General features: G+C 55.5%; 18 protein-coding genes, 1 other RNA gene and 1 other annotated feature. Of the genes, 1 reads left to right on the top strand and 18 read right to left on the bottom strand.

Translation table 11 applies throughout. The features are described 5' to 3' along the window. Positions 1-93 precede the first annotated feature (93 nt). The 10 genes from B9L21_RS03190 to B9L21_RS03145 form a co-directional block, all read right to left on the bottom strand. Positions 94-228, bottom strand: coding sequence for a YrzQ family protein (locus B9L21_RS03190; RefSeq protein WP_081208394.1), 135 nt, complete (start codon positions 226-228; stop codon positions 94-96). 11 nt (positions 229-239) lie between these two features. Then, on the bottom strand, positions 240-431 hold the full coding sequence (locus B9L21_RS03185) for a hypothetical protein (protein ID WP_008881018.1): 192 nt from the start codon (positions 429-431) through the stop codon (positions 240-242). Between the two features lie 15 nt (positions 432-446). Next, positions 447-920, bottom strand: coding sequence for a PRC-barrel domain-containing protein (locus B9L21_RS03180; protein ID WP_063165180.1), 474 nt, complete (start codon positions 918-920; stop codon positions 447-449). 25 nt (positions 921-945) lie between these two features. Beyond that, positions 946-3,300: an ATP-dependent RecD-like DNA helicase gene (locus B9L21_RS03175; protein WP_063165179.1), complete on the bottom strand. Its 2,355-nt coding sequence runs from the start codon at positions 3,298-3,300 to the stop codon at positions 946-948. A gap of 17 nt (positions 3,301-3,317) precedes the next feature. After that, complete coding sequence (locus B9L21_RS03170) at positions 3,318-3,977, bottom strand: tetratricopeptide repeat protein (RefSeq protein WP_063165178.1); 660 nt, start codon at positions 3,975-3,977, stop codon at positions 3,318-3,320. Positions 3,978-4,084: 107 nt separating this feature from the next. Beyond that, a complete protein-coding gene (mnmA, locus tag B9L21_RS03165) occupies positions 4,085-5,200 on the bottom strand; it encodes a tRNA 2-thiouridine(34) synthase MnmA (protein WP_063165177.1) in 1,116 nt (371 codons plus the stop codon). A gap of 14 nt (positions 5,201-5,214) precedes the next feature. Continuing rightward, positions 5,215-6,357 carry a cysteine desulfurase family protein gene (locus B9L21_RS03160; protein WP_063165176.1) on the bottom strand — a complete coding sequence of 381 codons (1,143 nt, stop codon included), beginning with the start codon at positions 6,355-6,357 and terminating at the stop codon, positions 5,215-5,217. A 22-nt stretch (positions 6,358-6,379) separates the two neighbouring features. Next, positions 6,380-6,796, bottom strand: coding sequence for a cysteine metabolism transcriptional regulator CymR (gene cymR, locus B9L21_RS03155; RefSeq protein WP_063165175.1), 417 nt, complete (start codon positions 6,794-6,796; stop codon positions 6,380-6,382). A 10-nt stretch (positions 6,797-6,806) separates the two neighbouring features. Continuing rightward, the gene (locus tag B9L21_RS03150; protein WP_063165174.1) at positions 6,807-7,457 is read right to left on the bottom strand and encodes a YczE/YyaS/YitT family protein; all 651 of its coding nucleotides are present in this window, start codon (positions 7,455-7,457) and stop codon (positions 6,807-6,809) included. Between the two features lie 64 nt (positions 7,458-7,521). Beyond that, a complete protein-coding gene (locus tag B9L21_RS03145; RefSeq protein ID WP_063165173.1) occupies positions 7,522-8,817 on the bottom strand; it encodes a replication-associated recombination protein A in 1,296 nt (431 codons plus the stop codon). Positions 8,818-9,076: 259 nt separating this feature from the next. On the opposite strand from B9L21_RS03145, the gene B9L21_RS03140 reads away from it, so the two are divergent. After that, complete coding sequence (locus tag B9L21_RS03140) at positions 9,077-9,727, top strand: RsfA family transcriptional regulator (protein ID WP_063165172.1); 651 nt, start codon at positions 9,077-9,079, stop codon at positions 9,725-9,727. A gap of 48 nt (positions 9,728-9,775) precedes the next feature. Here B9L21_RS03140 and B9L21_RS03135 read toward each other — a convergent pair whose 3' ends face one another. The 8 genes from B9L21_RS03135 to dtd form a co-directional block, all read right to left on the bottom strand. Continuing rightward, on the bottom strand, positions 9,776-10,537 hold the full coding sequence (locus B9L21_RS03135) for a ThiF family adenylyltransferase (RefSeq protein ID WP_063165171.1): 762 nt from the start codon (positions 10,535-10,537) through the stop codon (positions 9,776-9,778). 154 nt (positions 10,538-10,691) lie between these two features. Further along, a non-coding RNA gene (ssrS, locus tag B9L21_RS03130) (6S RNA) lies at positions 10,692-10,878 on the bottom strand. A gap of 75 nt (positions 10,879-10,953) precedes the next feature. Continuing rightward, positions 10,954-12,726 carry an aspartate--tRNA ligase gene (gene aspS / locus B9L21_RS03125; protein ID WP_063165170.1) on the bottom strand — a complete coding sequence of 591 codons (1,773 nt, stop codon included), beginning with the start codon at positions 12,724-12,726 and terminating at the stop codon, positions 10,954-10,956. A gap of 4 nt (positions 12,727-12,730) precedes the next feature. Then, positions 12,731-14,014: a histidine--tRNA ligase gene (gene hisS / locus B9L21_RS03120; RefSeq protein WP_063165169.1), complete on the bottom strand. Its 1,284-nt coding sequence runs from the start codon at positions 14,012-14,014 to the stop codon at positions 12,731-12,733. Between the two features lie 46 nt (positions 14,015-14,060). Further along, positions 14,061-14,290: a binding site (T-box leader), on the bottom strand. A 280-nt stretch (positions 14,291-14,570) separates the two neighbouring features. Continuing rightward, a complete protein-coding gene (ahpF, locus tag B9L21_RS03115) occupies positions 14,571-16,094 on the bottom strand; it encodes an alkyl hydroperoxide reductase subunit F (RefSeq protein WP_063857321.1) in 1,524 nt (507 codons plus the stop codon). Positions 16,095-16,108: 14 nt separating this feature from the next. Further along, the gene (gene ahpC / locus B9L21_RS03110) at positions 16,109-16,672 is read right to left on the bottom strand and encodes an alkyl hydroperoxide reductase subunit C (protein ID WP_020960702.1); all 564 of its coding nucleotides are present in this window, start codon (positions 16,670-16,672) and stop codon (positions 16,109-16,111) included. 355 nt (positions 16,673-17,027) lie between these two features. Continuing rightward, positions 17,028-17,201, bottom strand: coding sequence for a hypothetical protein (locus B9L21_RS17535; RefSeq protein WP_168157871.1), 174 nt, complete (start codon positions 17,199-17,201; stop codon positions 17,028-17,030). A 79-nt stretch (positions 17,202-17,280) separates the two neighbouring features. Then, positions 17,281-17,739 (bottom strand): D-aminoacyl-tRNA deacylase, encoded by a 459-nt coding sequence (dtd, locus tag B9L21_RS03105; RefSeq protein ID WP_063165167.1) that lies wholly within the window; start codon positions 17,737-17,739, stop codon positions 17,281-17,283. Positions 17,740-17,759 lie beyond the last annotated feature (20 nt).

Genomic DNA, 17,759 nt, shown 5'->3' with positions numbered 1-17,759 from the left:
AGATGAAGTTGGAAATATGCTCCCGTTATCTCTTCCACTATTTCACAAAAAAGCAAGCCGCCCCCGCCGCGCGGGCGGGAAGCGGCAACGGCTTTAACGGATCGCCTGCATCAAGCGGCGGCGCATTCTCCGCATCGTGCGGCCGTTCGTCCAATTGTTGCGCTGGGCCAGCTGATAAGCAGCGACGCCTAACCCGACTGCCAACAGCGAAGTCATCGTCCGATTCATGCTCGTCCCTCCTAAAATTGGATCGTGCGCTCATGGTCGTCAAACAAGTCATCGAGGGAGCTTAGCGTCCCATCCTCTTCCACTTGATGGGCGTGAATCATTCCTTTGGAGACGGACAGCTCAATAAAGCAATCCCAGCAGTAATATTGGTTGACGCCGATCTTCCCCAAATTTTTTCGTTTGCAATTCGGGCAAATGAGCATCGACAGCCACTCTCCTTACCTCATTGTTTCAACCGTGACGACGCCTTCTTTGGCGGTGAACGGAGCTGCCTCCATTCGTTTCTTTCCTTCGGTCAAATCGGAAAAAAATCCCTCACTAATCTCGTATCCGTCAATTTTGCCCAATTGCCCGTCAAAATATACATCGTCGAGCAAGCCGATCGTCGTTCCGTCTGCGGCGACAACCAGGCTGCCGGCAATGCCGCGTTCACCGAAGAGAGAGTGGCCGCCATCAAGCGAGGGGAACGGCTGGAAGCTGCCAGCATCACGAATGATGACCCGGTCATTTTGCAACGATTGCACAGCCGAAAGCGGCAAGTAGCGGCGGCGGCCAAATAGACCTCTCCGTTCCGCGACAAACCCTTTGACCGTGCCATGGCTGGTAAACCAAATGTCGGCGATCGTCCCGACCGCTTTCCCTGTTGTCTGTTCATAAATGGGAAGCCCTTTGACGTCGGAAAACGTCCGCATCATTCTCCCACCTTTCCAGCCACTTTTAGCTTGGCTCATCGCCCATAAAGTCATACGGCGTAACGTTTTCCATCCCGGTATTCGCATCCTCAAGCGGCAGTTCCCCCTCAACAAACGACGCAGCCGCCAACTTTTCGGCGAGCGCTGTCCGGCGCGCTCCGTCGCCGCGTTGGGCAACGCCCAACCGGAACGCTTCTTCTTCACCGCATAAAATAAGAAACTGCTTGCTTCTTGTCACCGCCGTATACAACAAATTCCGCTTCAACATCCGGTAGTAGCTTTTGACAACAGGCAAAATGACGATTGGAAACTCGCTCCCTTGCGCTTTATGGACCGAGCAGCAATACGCATGGGTAATTTGCGCTAAATCTTGCCTTGTGTATGTCACTTCAACGCCGTCAAACGAGACAACAAGCAAGTCTTGCTTTTCCGTATTTTCTTTGGCGTAAAAAATGGCAACGACTTCGCCGATATCGCCGTTAAACACATTGTCTTCCGGCTGGTTGACGAGCTGGAGCACTTTATCGCCGACGCGGTACACAACGTCGCCGACGGAAAGCTCCCGTTTCCCGTCAGCCGGCGGGTTAAACAGCCCCTGCAGCACTTTGTTCAGCTGATCGATGCCGGCCGGGCCGCGGTACATCGGAGCGAGCACTTGAATGTCCTTGACGGAAAACCCTTTGTTGCGCGCGTTGTCAGCAATTTGCCGCACAACATCAGCCACTTGTCCGGCGCGGCAACGAATGAACGAACGATCCGCCTTCGGGGCGGTCAAGTCGGCCGGCACGACGCCGCGCTTCATCGCATGGGCGAGCTCGATGATCGATGATCCTTCCGCTTGGCGGTACACCTCGGTCAGTTTGACCGATGGAACGACGCCCGACTCAAGCAAATCTTTCAACACTTGCCCGGGGCCGACCGATGGCAGCTGATCCTCGTCGCCAACGAAGATGACTTGCATTCCGTCAGGCACGGCTTTTAACAGCTGATTGGCCAACCACGTATCGACCATCGACACTTCATCGACGACAAGCAGCTTGCCGGCAATCGGCTCATTTTCATCGCGGCTGAATCCTTCCACTCCATTCCAGCCAAGCAGCCGGTGAATCGTTGCCGCCGGCAGCCCGGTCGCCTCGCTCATCCGCTTTGCCGCCCGTCCGGTCGGAGCGGCGAGCAGCACGGGAAACGGTTCATCGTTTTTGTAATCGGCAGGGTCGAGCGACAGGCCGTGTAAGGCGGCAAACAGTTCGACGATGCCTTTAATGACCGTTGTTTTTCCGGTTCCCGGACCGCCGGTCAAAATAAAGAGCGGCGAAGAAAGGGCCTGTTGGATTGCCTCTTTTTGCTGGGGCGCGTATTGCATCCCGAGCCGCTCCTCAAGCGCCCCGAGCGCAAGCAAAAACTCCGACTCGGCAAACGCCGACGGCGGCGTTTGCCTAAGCAGCCGCTGAATGTTTGAAGCGATCCCTTTTTCGGCGAAGTAAAGCGAGGGAAGATAACAGCGGCTTTGCTCCATGATCATCTTCCCTTCTTCGCTTAACATGAGGAGCGTCTGCCCGATGGCTTGTCCATCGACCGCTCCGTTTTCCCTTCCGCCAAGCAGCTCCGCCATGCGGCCGATGAGCTCTTCCTCTTTCATATAGACGTGCCCTTCTTGCAGGCATGCCTGCTCAAGGACAAACAGGCAGGCGGCGCGCAGCCGGGCCGGGTGGCTGCCGGAAATGCCGAGCTGCCGCCCAAGCTCATCGGCGCGGCCAAAGCCGATCCCTTCAATGTCTTCGACGAGCTGGTACGGGTTTTCATGAATGATGTCCATCGTCTCTTCGCCGTATACTTGGTAAATTTTCATCGCCAGCTGCGGACCGAAGCCGAGCTGGGCGAGGGCGATCATCGTCTGCTCGAGCCCTTCGTGGGCGCAAAGCGTTTCATACAATTGCTTCGCTTTTTGCTTCGTCAGCTTCGGCACGCGCCTAAGCGCCTCCGGATCGCGCAAAATCGTGGCGATCGCGTTTTCGCCGAGCGCCTCCACAATCGCTGCCGCCGTCTTTTTTCCGATTCCTTTAAACAAGCCGCTTGACAAATAATGGATAACTCCTTCTTTCGTGTTTGGAAGCTGTTTGCGGAACTGCTCGGCCGCATATTGGCGGCCAAAGCGCGGATGCTGGCGGAACTGCCCATAAAAAACGTACACGTCCCCCTCATTTAAACGAGGAAAATAACCGGTGACGACCACTTCCTCCTCCGCAGCCGCTTCATTTGTTTCTTCGACACGGATGCGGACGACCGTATATAACGTTTCTTCGTTATGGAAAATGACGGCCAAACACGTTCCTTTCATAAACGTGCGTCCATCGAGCGCGAGCGATTGCTGCTCTTGCAACAGTCATCCCCTGCCTTTTACGGCGCAAGCCGCTTTTCCATCAGTTTCTTTCCGTACCCAGCGAGCACGTGATCCGGATTGGCATCCAAAGCGGCAGCAAATAAATCGCGGGCAGCGGCCGGATCATCTTTGTACGCATAAATAACGCCTAAATTGTAATACGCATCCGCATGGCGCGGATTGTGTTCCAACGTTTTTTCGAAATACCGTTTCGCCTCATCGACATAATCGAGGGTGGCAAGGCAAAGACCAAGCTGAAAAAGCGCTTCAGCATCCCCTTCGTCCAGTTCAGCCGCCCGCTGCAAGTAAGGCAGCGCGAGGCGCGGCATCTCAAGCCGCCATAACGACATCCCGAGCATAAAGTGCGTATCGGCATCAGCCAATCCGAGCGCAAGCGCCCGTTCAAACATGTCTTTCGCTTGGGCGAACTGCTCGCGCTTGTAGTACACCGTGCCGATGCCGTAAAAGGCCGCCGCCCGTTCGTCAAGCATAAGCGCCTGCCGGAAGCATTCAAGCGCCTTCTCTTCTTCGCCGGCAGCGGCAAGAACGGTGCCGATGTTAATATAACCGGCCGGATCATCAGGACGCTCATTCACTGCTTCAGAAAAGCAACGAAGCGCTTCTTCGTACTCTCCGGCGCGCATATGCGCCAACCCTCGTTCATTCAGATTGGCCACCGCTCATCCCTCCCGTTTCTAGTTTAGCACATATGTTCGTTTTTTTCGAGCAATTGCAAAAAATACCCCAACCCGAGGCCGGGTTGAGGCTTTTTCTATCCGTACAATCAACCGACATACCAAAGCTTTTCACCATCACGGAACACTTCATCAATCGTGCCGCCGCCGAGGCATTCGTCACCGTTGTAAAAGACAACCGCCTGACCCGGTGTCACCGCCCGCGCCGGCGCATCGAAGATGACTTCCGCCTTGCCGTCCGCAAGCGGATGAACCGTGACGCCGAGATCCGGCTGGCGGTAGCGGAACTTCGCTGTGCAGCGGAACGGCGCTTCCGGTTTGCGGTCGGACACCCAGTTGACATTGACCGCCTTTAACGACGTGGAGTACAAATATTCGTTGTCAAACCCTTGGGCGACATAAAGCACGTTTTCGCGCACATCTTTGCCGACGACAAACCATGGTTCGCCGCTGCCGCCGATGCCAAGACCGTGGCGCTGGCCGATCGTGTAATACATCACCCCGTCATGCCGCCCTTTTACCTCGCCGTCGAGCGTTTTCATCACCCCCGGCTGAGCCGGCAAGTAGTGGCTTAAAAACGCTTTGAAATCGCGCTCACCGATAAAGCAAATGCCGGTGCTGTCTTTTTTCCCGGCGGTGGCAAGCCCGGCTTCTTTCGCGATCCGGCGCACGTCCGCTTTGTGCAAGTGGCCGATCGGGAACATCACGTTTGACAGCTGGGCTTGGCCAAGCTGGTTTAAAAAGTACGTTTGATCTTTGTTCGGGTCGGCCCCGCGCAGCATTTTATATTCGCCGTTGCGAAACTCGACGCGGGCGTAATGACCGGTCGCGACATAATCGGCGCCGATCGACATGGCGTGCTCCAAAAACGCCTTGAATTTAATTTCCTTATTGCACATCACGTCCGGGTTCGGGGTACGCCCAGCTTTGTATTCGTCCAAAAAATACGTAAACACTTTGTCCCAATATTGCTTTTCAAAGTTGACTGCATAGTACGGGATGCCGATTTGGTTGCAGACGCGCACGACATCTTCGAAATCTTCCGTCGCCGTGCAAACGCCGTTTTCATCGGTGTCATCCCAGTTTTTCATAAAAATGCCGATCACATCATATCCTTGTTCTTTTAACAATAGCGCGGCGACTGACGAGTCGACGCCGCCGGACATGCCGACGACCACGCGCGTTTCATGCGGTGGTTTGTTCATGCGGTTTCACCCCCTCATCGGTTTGTGAGCCGTTTGACGATCTTGACCGTTTCTTCTGCAGCCCGCTCGATTTGCTCGTTCGTGTTGCCGAGCCCGAAGCTGAAGCGGACGGACGATCGGATGCGCTCAGACTGCCTTCCGCACATAGCGACAAGCACGTGAGAGGGGTCGATCGAACCGGCTGTGCACGCCGAGCCGCTTGAGGCAGCAATGCCGGCCAAATCCAAGTTGACGAGCAGCGATTCGACGTTCGTTCCCGGAAACGCAACGTTTAAAATATGCGGCAGGCCGTCTTGGCTGCCGTTCACGACGTAGTCAATGCCCGACGAGCGGAAAATGTCAAGCATCACCTCGCGCCAGGCGGCGTATTGTTTGCGCTTTTCCTCCCTCGTCCGCCCGGCGATTTCCGCCGCCTGCGCCAAGCCGATGATGCCGGGAACGTTTTCCGTGCCGGCGCGCCGTTTCCGTTCTTGCTCACCGCCGAAAAGCAGCGGCGTGATGCGGACCGTCTCCCGAATGTACAGCGCCCCGCTTCCTTTTGGGCCGTTAATTTTGTGGCTTGAAAGCGACAGCAAGTCGACCCCATATTCATTCACATCGATTGGGAGAAGCCCGTACGCCTGAACGGCATCGGTATGAAAATACGCCGGGTGGTCGCGAAGCAGCGCGCCGATTTCACGGATCGGCTGGATTGTGCCAACTTCATTGTTGGCGAACATGACCGACACTAAAATCGTCTCATCGCGCAGCGCAGCTTTCACGTCATCAACCGACACGATCCCCTGTTCATCAACCGGCAAATATGTCACGTCAAACCCTTGTTTTTCTAGATATTCGCAAGCGCGCAAAACAGCGTGATGCTCGATGGCGGTTGTAATGATATGGCTGCCGCGGCTGCGGTTGGCCATCGCCGTTCCGATGAGCGCAAAGTTATCCGCTTCCGTGCCGCCGCTTGTAAACACGATCTCCGTTTCTTTCGCTCCGAGGCTGCGGGCGACGGCTGCCCTCGCTTCGTCAACCGCGCGGCGGCTTTGCCGGCCGAAATAGTGGATGCTTGACGGGTTGCCGAACTGTTCGGTCATCCAATGGACCATGCCGGCCGCCACATCCGGATGCACGGGCGACGTGGCAGCATGATCCAAATAAATCCGTTCCAACAGTCATTCCCCTTTCTATCGCTTAAATATAAAACATATATGCCCCATCATCCCCGTCGCTATACTTCGCCAAATCCTCGAGTGTTGTGCTGTCAAGCACTTCCTCGACCGCGTCACGGATGCGAATCCATAGCTCGCGCTTGGCCGGCTCCTCCTCTTCAAGTTCCTCGACCGGAGTAAGCGGTCCTTCAAGCACGCGAAGAATATCACCGGCCGTAATTTTCGCCGGATGCTCCGCCAGCACGTAGCCGCCATACGCCCCGCGGATGCTTTTGACAAGCCCGGCGTTGCGCAACGGCGTGACGAGCTGTTCCAAATAATGTTCAGATAAATTGTTCGCCTTAGCGATCGAACGAAGCGAAATCGGGCGATCGCCATATTTTTTGGCCAATTCGATCATAATCGTCAACCCGTACCGGCCCTTCGTCGAAATTTTCATCATATCCCCCCTAACGGCTTAACCCTTGCACGCGAACGATTGTCGTCCCGAGCAGACGTCCGGTCATTTTCTGGCATTGCGGCAGCGCCAAGCCGGCGACCGAGCCGATCGTCACACAAAAAAGAAGCGTGCCGAACGACACCGGACCGCCAAGCAGCCAGCCGACGAGCAACACGAGCGCTTCCATGCCAATGCGAATGTATGCGACTTTCCACCTAGTCAACTCGGTCAGAGCGAGCATCAAACTGTCACGCGGACCGGCGCCGACGCCGGCGGAAATGTATAAGCCCATGCCATACCCGGACACGATGATGCCGGCCATTAACAAGGCGTATTGTTCGAGCGGCTGTTCCGGTGTTTTGAGCTGCGGAATCATCATCCACCCATCGATCAGCATTCCAACCGTCACCATGTTTAAAAAAGCGCCAAGCCGCGGACGCTGCTTCACAAGCAGCGCAGAAGCCGCAAGCACCCCCATCCCGACAATGATCGACCACGCGCCGATCGTCAAGCCGAATTGTCGTTGCAAGCCGATATGAAGCACATCCCACGGTGCGCAGCCGACGTCGGCCTTAATCGTCAACACGATGCCAAATGACATGACGAACAAACCGGCAAAATAAATGCCCCAACGCAACCATGGGATATCGTTGTGAGCCATTGTTGATGCGCCCCCTCTGTTGAGCCAATCGCTTGTGTTATTATACCATAAATGCCTCTTCCGTTCACGGCTCAACATTGCCGTCTTGTTTCAACTGCCGAAGCCGCCGGTACACTTTAGCATAATATTTTTCCTCCCCATGCTCTTTCGGCTCGTAGTAGCGGACGCCTTCCAGAGCGGCCGGCAAATACGCTTGGGCCACCCAGCCGTTTGGATAATCGTGCGGGTATAAATAGCCTTGTCCATGTCCGAGAACAGCCGCTCCTTGATAATGGGCGTCTTTTAAATGATCCGGAATCTCGCCAAGCTTTCCGGCGCGCACATCAGCGAGCGCCGCATCGAGCGCCTTGTAGGCGCTGTTGGATTTCGGGCTCAAACAAAGCTCAACTGTTACAACCGCAAGCGGAATGCGCGCCTCCGGCAGCCCGATCCGCTCCGCTGCCGCAACGGCCGCCTGCACTTTCACTCCCATCATCGGGTTAGCGAGCCCGATATCTTCGTAGGCGATGACGAGCAGCCGCCGACAGACGGCGGCTAAATCCCCTCCTTCAAGCAGCCGCGCCAAATAATGAAGCGCGGCATCAGCGTCGCTGCCGCGCACGCTTTTTTGAAACGCGGAAAGCAACGAATAGTATGTATCGCCATACTTGTCATGAGTAAACCCGCGATTCGCGGTGCATGACGCGACGATCTCTTCATCGATATACAGGGAGCCATCGCGCTCATCGGCTGCTGCGACCGCCGCCTCAAGAAGCGAGAGCGCGGCGCGCGCATCCCCGCCGGCCGCCTCGGCGATGCGCCATAACAGCGCCTCATCGATGATTACCGGCGTTTCTCCGACCCCGCGTTCCGGATCGGTGAGCGCCCGTTTCAAAATCACGAGTAAATCAGCCGGCTGAAGCCGCTTTAACTGCTGAATTTGCCCGCACCGGCTGCGGATCGCTGGGTTCACCTCATGAAACGGGTTTTCCGTCGTCGCCCCGATCAACGTCACGAGCCCGGATTCAAGATGCGGAAGCAAAACATCTTGCTGCGCCTTATTCAGACGGTGAATTTCGTCGATAAACAAAAGGACATGGCCCGACCAGCGCGCCGCTTCGGCCGCTTCCTCGATCTCCTTTTTCCCGGATGCCGTCGCGTTGATGGCGACCAACTCCCGCCCGGCGGTGCGGGCGATGGCGTAAGCGAGCGACGTCTTTCCTGTCCCGGGCTCCCCGTAAAGCAGCAGCGATGGCACATACCCTTTTTTTACCATTTTGTAAAGCGGCGTCCCTGGTCCGATGATATGCGCCTGCCCGACGATATCATCGATCGTCCGTGGCCGCATCCGCACCGCCAACGGTTCCGTCGTTTTTCGCATGCCGATCCCTCCTTCGTTCCATTGTACAGCGGCAGCGGCCGCTTCGCCAACTGTAACCTCACCTCCTTCGGCGGAAAACGTCCGCTCCTTTTCATGTTATGTAGTAGACTGGTTGATTGGAGCGGCGCAGCCTATTCGTTGTCGCTTGCATTCAAACAGCCGGGCGGAAGGGAGGGAAAATGAATAAAAGGGAGTTTAAATTGGAAAAAGAACGGAAAAACTATCATCATATCAACATTACATTTGCGGGGTGGACAGCATGAAGACAAGACAGGATGCGTGGTCACACGAAGAAGACGTACTGCTCGCTGAGACGGTGCTGCAATACATACGCGAAGGAAAGACCCAGCTCGCCGCCTTTGAAGAGGTCGGAAGGCAGCTGCGCCGGACAGCGGCGGCATGCGGTTTCCGTTGGAACGCCGAAGTGCGGAAACGTCATCTCGCCGCCATCGAACAGGCGAAAAAACAGCGAAAAGAGCGAAAACGGGCGCTAGAGATGATGAAAAAATGGCAAAAAGAAGCGAACGCTGTAACATTTCGCCCCCTTGACGAGAACAAAGGCGCCGAAGGGTCATCCCCGTTTCTCCCGGCTGCTCCGTTGACGCTTGACCAATGCATTTCCTTTTTGCAAGCGCTGCGGCGTGATGCGGAACAGTTGGAAGCCGCCCACCAGGAAAACGAACGGCTGAAACGGGAGCGAACCGAATGGCTGGCGCGCAACGAGCAGCTGACCCAAAAGCTGGAGCGCCTCGAGGCGCGCCAGACGACCGTTCAAGAAGATTACGAGGCGCTCGTCAAAATTATGGCCCGCGCCCGCCAGCTCGCTTCGGAAGAAGGCGAACGCTTCTCCCTCGCCCAGCTGCTTCTCACAGAAACGGGCGAACAAAGCGAACCGATGGCACATTCATAATAAAAACAAAAGGCGATGGGGTTCATCGCCTCTTGTTGATTTAATGGCTTATTCGCCGACGCGGGCGATCGGAATTTCTTTCAACAATTCATTAATGACATATGACGCCATAATGAGCCCGGCAACCGATGGAACAAACGCGTTCGATGACGGCGGCATTTTCGCCTTGCGGATCGGCGAGGCGTCATTGCCGACGACTTGGCGGACGTCCTCGCGAATTTTCACCGGCTTCTCGTCGGAAAAGACGACCGGAATGCCGCGGCGGATCCCTTCTTTGCGCAGTTTGGAGCGGATGACTTTCGCGATCGGATCGGTGTGCGTTTTCGAAATGTCGGCGATGCGAAAACGAGTCGGATCCATTTTGTTCGCCGCACCCATGCTCGAGATGATCGGGATGCCGCGCTCAAGACATTGTTTCATTAAGTGCACTTTATACATAATCGTATCGGACGCATCGATGACAAAATCCAAGTGATGAGCGAAAAACTGCTCGTACGTCTCCTCGGTGTAAAACATTTGCAAGGCGATTACTTCGCACGCCGGGTTAATATCGGCGATGCGCTCCTTCATCAGCTCGACTTTCGGTCGGCCGATCGTCGACAATAAAGCATGAATTTGCCGGTTAATGTTCGTAATATCGACGTTGTCGCGGTCAACGAGCACCAGCCGGCCGACCCCGGAACGGGCGAGCGCCTCGACAGCGAACGACCCGACGCCGCCGACGCCAAGCACAGCGACAGTGGCATTTTTGAGTTTCTCAAGCCCTTCCGGACCAATGGCCAGTTCATTGCGGGAAAATTGATGCAGCATCGTTCTCCTCTCCATTTGTTCAGAAATTGATCATTATGCCGCTTTTTATCCTACATGAAGTTAGCCGATGTGGCAACGGCATTTTGCTGGCAAAACAAAAACCCCCTATGCGTTTGTCGGCATAGGGGCATCATTGTTTCATTCTCCTATGTATACCAGTCCCAATCGTGCCGTCGATGCCTTCGTTTTGAACCCGCTCTCCCATAGGTGGGTGCCCTGTTCCAAGGTTTGCGCTTCCCCTGTGACAAAGGGGCATGCACGCCGCTTGGAAACCCCAGGCTCCCGGATCATTGACTGTTCGGTCAAAACGATGGGTGATGCGACGAACACATTAGGACGGTGGGTTGCTTTCATTGTATCATATTTTTCAGCGTTTGTGAACACCTGTCACCGATGTTTCCTTGCCGGCGGAGCGGCTATTCCTGGTTAGGCAGCACGACAGCCAAATGCAGCTCTTCCAGCTGTTTTTCGCTGACCGGTCCGGGCGCTTCGGTGAGCAGGCAGCTGGCGCTCGCCGTTTTCGGAAAGGCGATCGTATCGCGCAAGTTCGTGCGCCCGGCTAAGAGCATCACAAGCCGGTCGAGGCCAAGCGCGATGCCGCCGTGCGGCGGGGTGCCGTACTCAAACGCCTCAAGCAGAAATCCAAACTGGCGGCGCGCCTCTTCTTCACTGAATCCTAAGGCGCGGAACATTTTTTCTTGCACATCACGCTCAAAAATGCGGAGCGAGCCACCGCCGAGCTCATAGCCGTTTAACACCAAATCATACGCCTGCGCGCGAACAGCGCCCGGGTTGGTCTCAAGCAGCGGAATGTCGTCGCGCGCCGGCATCGTAAACGGATGGTGGGCGGCGTAATAGCGGCCTTCCTCTTCGTCATATTCCAACAGCGGCCAGTCCGTCACCCATAAAAAGGCGAGCTTCGTTTCATCGATTAAACCGAGCTCTTTGCCGAGCCGAAGCCGCAGCGCGCCGAGGGCCGCGGTAACGACCGCCTTTTGGTCGGCGACAAACAAAAGCAAATCCCCGTTTTCGGCAGCGAGCAGCTGGCGCAGCGCGGTTTGCTCCTCAGCGCTGAAAAACTTGGCGATCGGCCCTTTCAGCTCATCACCTTCTACTTTTAACCAGGCGAGCCCTTTCGCCCCGTAACGGCCGGCAAACTCCGCTAACGCATCAATGTCTTTGCGGGAATAGCGGCTTGCCGCCCCTTTCACGTTGATCGCCTTCACTTGGCCGCCCTGCTCGACGGCGCGGCTGAATACTTGAAACGCGGAGCCGCGGACCGCTTCCGACACGTCGACAAGTTCCAAGCCAAAGCGCACATCCGGCTTATCGGAGCCGTAACGGCTCATCGCCTCATCATACGTGATGCGCGGGAACGGGCGCGGAATGTCAATCCCTTTGGCCGCTTTGACGACCGCCGCCATCATCCGTTCGGTTAAATCGATGATGTCTTCTTGATCGATAAACGACATTTCCATGTCAATTTGCGTAAACTCCGGCTGGCGGTCAGCGCGCAAATCTTCATCGCGGAAGCAGCGCGCAATTTGGTAATAACGTTCAAAACCGCCGACCATCAGCAGCTGCTTAAAAATTTGCGGCGACTGCGGCAAGGCGTAAAATTCGCCCGGGTGGACGCGGCTCGGCACTAAATAGTCGCGCGCCCCTTCCGGCGTGCTTTTCGTCAACATCGGCGTCTCGATTTCCAAAAAGCGTTCGCCGTTCAAAAAGTCGCGCACCGCTTTCGTCACCCTATGCCGGAGCTCCAGCGTTCGAAACATGACCGGGCGGCGCAAATCCAAATACCGGTATTTCAAACGCACGTCTTCCGCCGCATCGGTGTCATCCGTGATCGCAAACGGCGGCGTTTTTGCTTCATTGATAATGTCGATGCGTTCCGCCTGCACTTCGATGCGGCCGGTCGCGATGTTCGGGTTGACCGTCTCCGGCGCGCGGGCAACAACCGTCCCCTCAACGCTCAGCACATATTCGCTCCGCACGCGCTCGGCGGCCGCCAGCGCTTCGGCCGACACATCCGGGCTGACGACGATTTGCACGATGCCTGTCCGGTCGCGCAAATCGATGAAAATGAGCCCGCCTAAGTCGCGGCGCTTTTGCACCCAGCCTTTAAGCACGACGCGCTCGCCGACGGCCGTTTCCGGCACTTCACCACAATAATACGTCCGTTCCACCTTTTTACTCCTCCTCCCGTTTTATCCGTTCTGTTAAAAAGGACACGAACTCGCCAAGCGGCACATCGGTTTGCTCGCCGCTCGCCATATGTTTCACGGCCGCTGTCTGTTTCTCGAGCTCCTCGTCGCCGATGATGGCAACGAACGACGCGCCAAGCCGGTCAGCGGCCTTCAACTGCGCCTTCAGTTTCCGGCCCAAATAGTCTTGATCAGCGCGCAGGCCGGCACGGCGCAATTCGTAAACGAGGCGGACAGCTTCATCTTTCGCCCGTTCGCCGACAGCGACAACATAGCAATCGATTCCTTGACGGATCGGCAGTTCGATTCCTTCCGCCTCAAGCGCCGCCAACAGCCTCTCAATGCTTAGCGCAAAGCCGATGCCCGGCGCTTCCGGGCCGCCGATCTCTTGCACGAGCCCGTTATAGCGCCCGCCGCCGCACAGCGTCGCCGCCGCGCCGAACCCTTCGGCCTCGCTCATAATTTCAAACGTCGTATGGTTGTAATAATCGAGCCCGCGCACAAGCCGTGCGTCGATGACAAACGGGATGCCAAGCATCGTTAAATATTGCTTCACTTTCTCAAAATACGCGCGCGACTCGTCGTTCAAATAGTCTAAAATCGACGGCGCTGACGCCATCAGTTCATGGTCGCGGTCTTTTTTGCAGTCAAGAATGCGGAGCGGATTCGTCTCAAGCCGCGCCTGACAGTCCGGGCACAGTTCATGAATGCGGCCGGAAAAATGGCGGACGAGCGCTTCGCGGTGCGCCCGGCGGCTGTCTAAATCGCCTAAACTGTTGATCACAAGCCGGATGCGTTTTAACCCGAGCGCCTCATAAATGTGCATCGCCAACGCCATCACCTCGGCGTCAATCGCCGGGTCGCTGCTGCCAATCGCCTCGACGCCAAACTGGACGAATTGGCGGAACCGCCCGGCTTCCGGCCGCTCATAACGGAACATCGGTCCGGTATAATACAGCTTGACCGGCTGGTTCGGGCTGCCATACAGCTTATGCTCGACGAACGCCCGCACGACCGGCGCCGTTCCTTCCGGGCGGAGCGTCAACGCACGGCCGCCTTTGTCTTCAAACGTGTACATCTCTTTTTGGACGATATCGGTCGTATCGCCGACGCCGCGCAAAAACAGTTCAGTATGTTCAAAAATCGGCGTCCGGATTTCTTCATAGCCATACCGCCCGCAAAGGTCGCGGGCCACTTGTTCGGCATATTGCCATTTTTCCGTTTCACCCGGCAGCAAATCTTGTGTCCCTCTCGGAATTTGAAAAGCCATGCTCTTCCTCCTTTGCCAAAATAAAAACGCTCTCGTCCCCATCATCGATAGGGACGAGAGCGTGATTCCCGCGGTGCCACCCTAATTGAAGCATACAGCTTCCCCTTGTCGCCGCTAACGCGTGGCGCGCGTTCCCCCTTACTGGCGCAAAGCGCGTTCAAAGGGAAACCTATGGAGTGTCTTTCGTTAAGCCATCATGGAGAAACGCTCACAGCCTCAGGCGTTTCCTCTCTGGCCATGTGGGCCTTAACTACTTTTCTCCGTCATCGGTTGTCACGTATAGAAAATGTAATTTTATATTACGGAGAAAGCCGGGCGTTGTCAAGCGATCCTTGCTGCGAAACCGCTCTTTGCCTGCGCCCGGCTTAAAGGCGGGGCTTCAAATGCCCTGTGCGCCCGATTTGAGACGTTCCATGTCTCCCCTTCGCTAGGAATCATAGAGCCGGCTACATCAAAGCAATCGGCTCATTCCATGTCTAAAGGCGGGTTATACCATGCATAGAGGTTGAAACCGATGATCCTTTAATATTATTAAAGAGAGCCGAAAACGGCTCTCTTAATGGCGAATTAAGTAATCAAACGCGCTCAATGCAGCGGTAGCGCCCGAACCCATCGAAATAATGATTTGCTTATAGGCGCTGTCCGTACAGTCGCCCGCGGCAAAGACGCCTTCGACATTGGTCGCTCCGCGTTTATCGACGATGATCTCGCCGATGCGGTTCCGTTCCACCGTTCCTTCAAGCCACTCTGTATTCGGCACAAGGCCGATTTGCACGAATACGCCTTGCAGCTCGATATGGTGCTCTTCCCCTGTCTCCCGATCTATATACGTAATGCCATTTACTTTGTCTGTACCGGTAATTTCTTTCGTTTGCGCGTTTTTGATGACCGTCACGTTCGGCAAGCTGTACAGCCGGTCCTGCAAAACAGCATCCGCTTTTAATTCAGGGGCAAACTCGAGCACGGTCACATGCTTGGCGATGCCAGCAAGGTCAATCGCCGCTTCCACGCCGGAGTTGCCGCCGCCAATGACCGCCACGTGCTTGCCTTCAAACAGCGGACCGTCACAATGCGGGCAGTAGGCGACGCCTTTGTTTTTGAACTCTTCCTCGCCCGGCACGCCGAGATTTCGCCAGCGGGCGCCGGTAGAAAGGATGACCGTTTTGCTTTTTAAGACGGCGCCGTTTTCCAGCTCCACTTCAATCAAGTCTTTTTTCTCAAGCCGTTTGGCGCGCTGGATCATGATGTCGACATCGTATTGTTTGACATGCTCCTCTATGCTGGCCGCCAGCTTCGGTCCTTCCGTATATTTGACGCTGATGAAGTTTTCAATGCCGAGCGTATCTAAAATTTGTCCGCCGAAGCGGTCGGCGACAATGCCGGTGCGAATGCCTTTGCGCGCCGCATAAATGGCAGCTGTCGCTCCCGCCGGGCCGCCGCCGATGACAAGCACATCAAACGGGTCTTTATCGGCAAACGAAGCAGCATCCGGCCCGCTTCCTAGTTTGGCGAGAATGTCTTCAATCGACATGCGGCCGCTGGCAAACATCTCACCGTTTAAAAAGACGGTCGGCACGGCCATAATGCCTTTTTGTTCCACTTCGTCCTTAAACGCCGCCCCGTCGATCATCGTATGCGAAATATCGGGGTTCAGCACGCTCATGATGTTAAGCGCTTGAACGACATCCGGGCAGTTATGGCACGTTAAGCTCACGTACGTTTCAAAATGATGTTTGCCCCGGATTTGTTGAATGCGGCGCACCACATCCTCGCTCACTTTTGGCGGCCGGCCGCTCACTTGAAGCAGGGCCAGCACCAAAGACGTAAACTCATGGCCTAGCGGGACGCCGGCAAAGGTGACGCCGGTGTTTTCGCCGACCCGGTTGATGCTGAAGCTCGGCGTGCGTTCAAGTTTTGCTTTTTCCACTTTGATTTTCGGCGACATGGCCGTCAACTCATCGACTAAAGCAAGCATATCGCGGGAAACGTTGTCGTCTCCCGCGCTTACCGTCAAAACAATGTCATTTTCAAGCAATTGCAAATACTGGGCGAGTTGTGCCTTGATGTCCGCATCAAGCATGGTCAAAAGCCTCCTTAAATTTTGCCGACAAGGTCAAGGCTCGGTTTCAGCGTTTCACCGCCCTCTTGCCATTTCGCCGGGCACACTTCCCCCGGATGGTTGCGCACATATTGGGCGGCTTTGATTTTGTCAATCAGCGTGCTCGCTTTGCGGCCGATGCCGTCGGCGTTGATTTCCACCGCTTGAATGACACCGTCCGGGTCAATGATGAACGTGCCGCGTTGAGCCAGACCTTGCTCTTCGTCAAGCACATCAAACATGCGCGACAGTTGGTGCGAAGGGTCGCCGATCATGACATATTCGATTTTGCTGATGGCTGGCGATGTGTCATGCCATGCTTTATGTGTAAAGTGCGTATCGGTCGAAACCGAATATACTTCGACGCCAAGTTCTTTAAACGTAGCGTAATGATCTTGCAAATCCTCGAGCTCCGTCGGGCAAACGAACGTAAAGTCGGCCGGATAGAAGCAAACGATGCTCCACTTCCCGAGGAAGTTTTGTTCCGTCACTTCAACAAAATCTCCGTTGTGATACGCTTGTGCTTTGAATGGTTCTACTTTTTTCCCTACGAGAGACATTCTTCATCTACCTCCTGCAATTGCTAGTCTTTAAATTAAAATGATTTTAATACGATATTGATTATCATATAGAAGTATATATTTTGTCAACACATATGCTTAAAATTTTTCCATCACGCCGATCCGGCTTCGGGTGCAGAACGGAGCGCCCATAGGATGCACATGGACTCATCGCCTGACTGAGAAGCTCCCAAATGGGAGGGGATCAGCCAATTCAGTTTTCGCATATCCTTCCTTCTCCTCGAGAGCTCCATCGCACCGGTCATCCAATTTGATTGCCATACAGCCTAGACCCGCCAAACACTCACACGCCGGGCGCCGTCCCATCGTCCGAAGCGTCGGCGCTTGACCATGTTCACGGGCGAAACCGTTGTTTTTTCAGCATTTGCATATCTTTTAGCGTCACGCCGAACTCAGACGCCAGCTCAAAAGCGCTGTACTCGGCCTCAAGCCGCATCCATTCATGGAAGTCGGCGGAAAGCACGTCGCTTGTTCGGTGCGCCTGCTCGCTTCTGCCCGTTTGCCGCATCGCTCTTCCTCCTTTCTACGCCGCCGGTCTGTTTTCATCTTTCCCATTTTCCGCTGAAAATAAAAAAAACCGGGAAACGTCATTCGTTTCCCGGTTTGTCGCCGCTGTCGATAATAAGCGTGACCGGCCCGTCGTTTATGAGCGACACGTCCATCATGGCGCCGAACACGCCGGTTTCGACCCGGACGCCTTTTTCGCGCAAGAAGGCGTTGAACGCCTCGTAAAGCGGCAAAGCGCGATCCGGTTTCGCCGCTGCCATAAAGTTCGGCCGCCGCCCTTTCCGGCAGTCGCCGTAAAGGGTGAACTGCGACACCGACAGCACGGCCCCGCCAACCTCAAGCAACGAGCGGTTCATTTTTCCGCCTTCATCCTCAAAAATGCGTAAATGGGCGATTTTCTCCGCCAAATAGGCGGCGTCATCCTCCGTATCATCGTGCGTGACGCCAAGCAGCACGACAAGCCCGGCGTCAATCGCCCCAACGACCTCGCCGCTGACGGTGACGCTCGCCTGTTTCGCCCGCTGGATGACCGCTCTCATCGTCCTCCCCCTTTCGACAC

The sequence above is a fragment of the Geobacillus uzenensis genome (assembly GCF_002217665.1).
GTDB classification, from domain to species: Bacteria; Bacillota; Bacilli; order Bacillales; family Anoxybacillaceae; genus Geobacillus; species Geobacillus subterraneus.
Note: the sequence above shows the minus strand (reverse complement) of the source record. Positions and strands in the feature narration are given on the sequence as shown.

What these genes read in the sequence shown, in the direction of transcription:
- ahpF (WP_063857321.1), bottom strand. Translation starts at nt 16,094, where the DNA reads ATGCTTGATGCGGACATCAAGGCACAACTCGCCCAGTATTTGCAATTG.
- B9L21_RS03190 (WP_081208394.1), bottom strand. Translation starts at nt 228, where the DNA reads ATGAATCGGACGATGACTTCGCTGTTGGCAGTCGGGTTAGGCGTCGCT.
- B9L21_RS03140 (WP_063165172.1), top strand. Translation starts at nt 9,077, where the DNA reads ATGAAGACAAGACAGGATGCGTGGTCACACGAAGAAGACGTACTGCTC.
- B9L21_RS03150 (WP_063165174.1), bottom strand. Translation starts at nt 7,457, where the DNA reads ATGGCTCACAACGATATCCCATGGTTGCGTTGGGGCATTTATTTTGCC.
- dtd (WP_063165167.1), bottom strand. Translation starts at nt 17,739, where the DNA reads ATGAGAGCGGTCATCCAGCGGGCGAAACAGGCGAGCGTCACCGTCAGC.
- ahpC (WP_020960702.1), bottom strand. Translation starts at nt 16,672, where the DNA reads ATGTCTCTCGTAGGGAAAAAAGTAGAACCATTCAAAGCACAAGCGTAT.
- B9L21_RS03180 (WP_063165180.1), bottom strand. Translation starts at nt 920, where the DNA reads ATGCGGACGTTTTCCGACGTCAAAGGGCTTCCCATTTATGAACAGACA.
- cymR (WP_063165175.1), bottom strand. Translation starts at nt 6,796, where the DNA reads ATGAAAATTTCGACGAAGGGCCGGTACGGGTTGACGATTATGATCGAA.
- B9L21_RS03185 (WP_008881018.1), bottom strand. Translation starts at nt 431, where the DNA reads ATGCTCATTTGCCCGAATTGCAAACGAAAAAATTTGGGGAAGATCGGC.
- B9L21_RS03145 (WP_063165173.1), bottom strand. Translation starts at nt 8,817, where the DNA reads ATGCGAAAAACGACGGAACCGTTGGCGGTGCGGATGCGGCCACGGACG.
- mnmA (WP_063165177.1), bottom strand. Translation starts at nt 5,200, where the DNA reads ATGAACAAACCACCGCATGAAACGCGCGTGGTCGTCGGCATGTCCGGC.
- hisS (WP_063165169.1), bottom strand. Translation starts at nt 14,014, where the DNA reads ATGGCTTTTCAAATTCCGAGAGGGACACAAGATTTGCTGCCGGGTGAA.
- B9L21_RS17535 (WP_168157871.1), bottom strand. Translation starts at nt 17,201, where the DNA reads ATGCGGCAAACGGGCAGAAGCGAGCAGGCGCACCGAACAAGCGACGTG.
- B9L21_RS03135 (WP_063165171.1), bottom strand. Translation starts at nt 10,537, where the DNA reads ATGCTGCATCAATTTTCCCGCAATGAACTGGCCATTGGTCCGGAAGGG.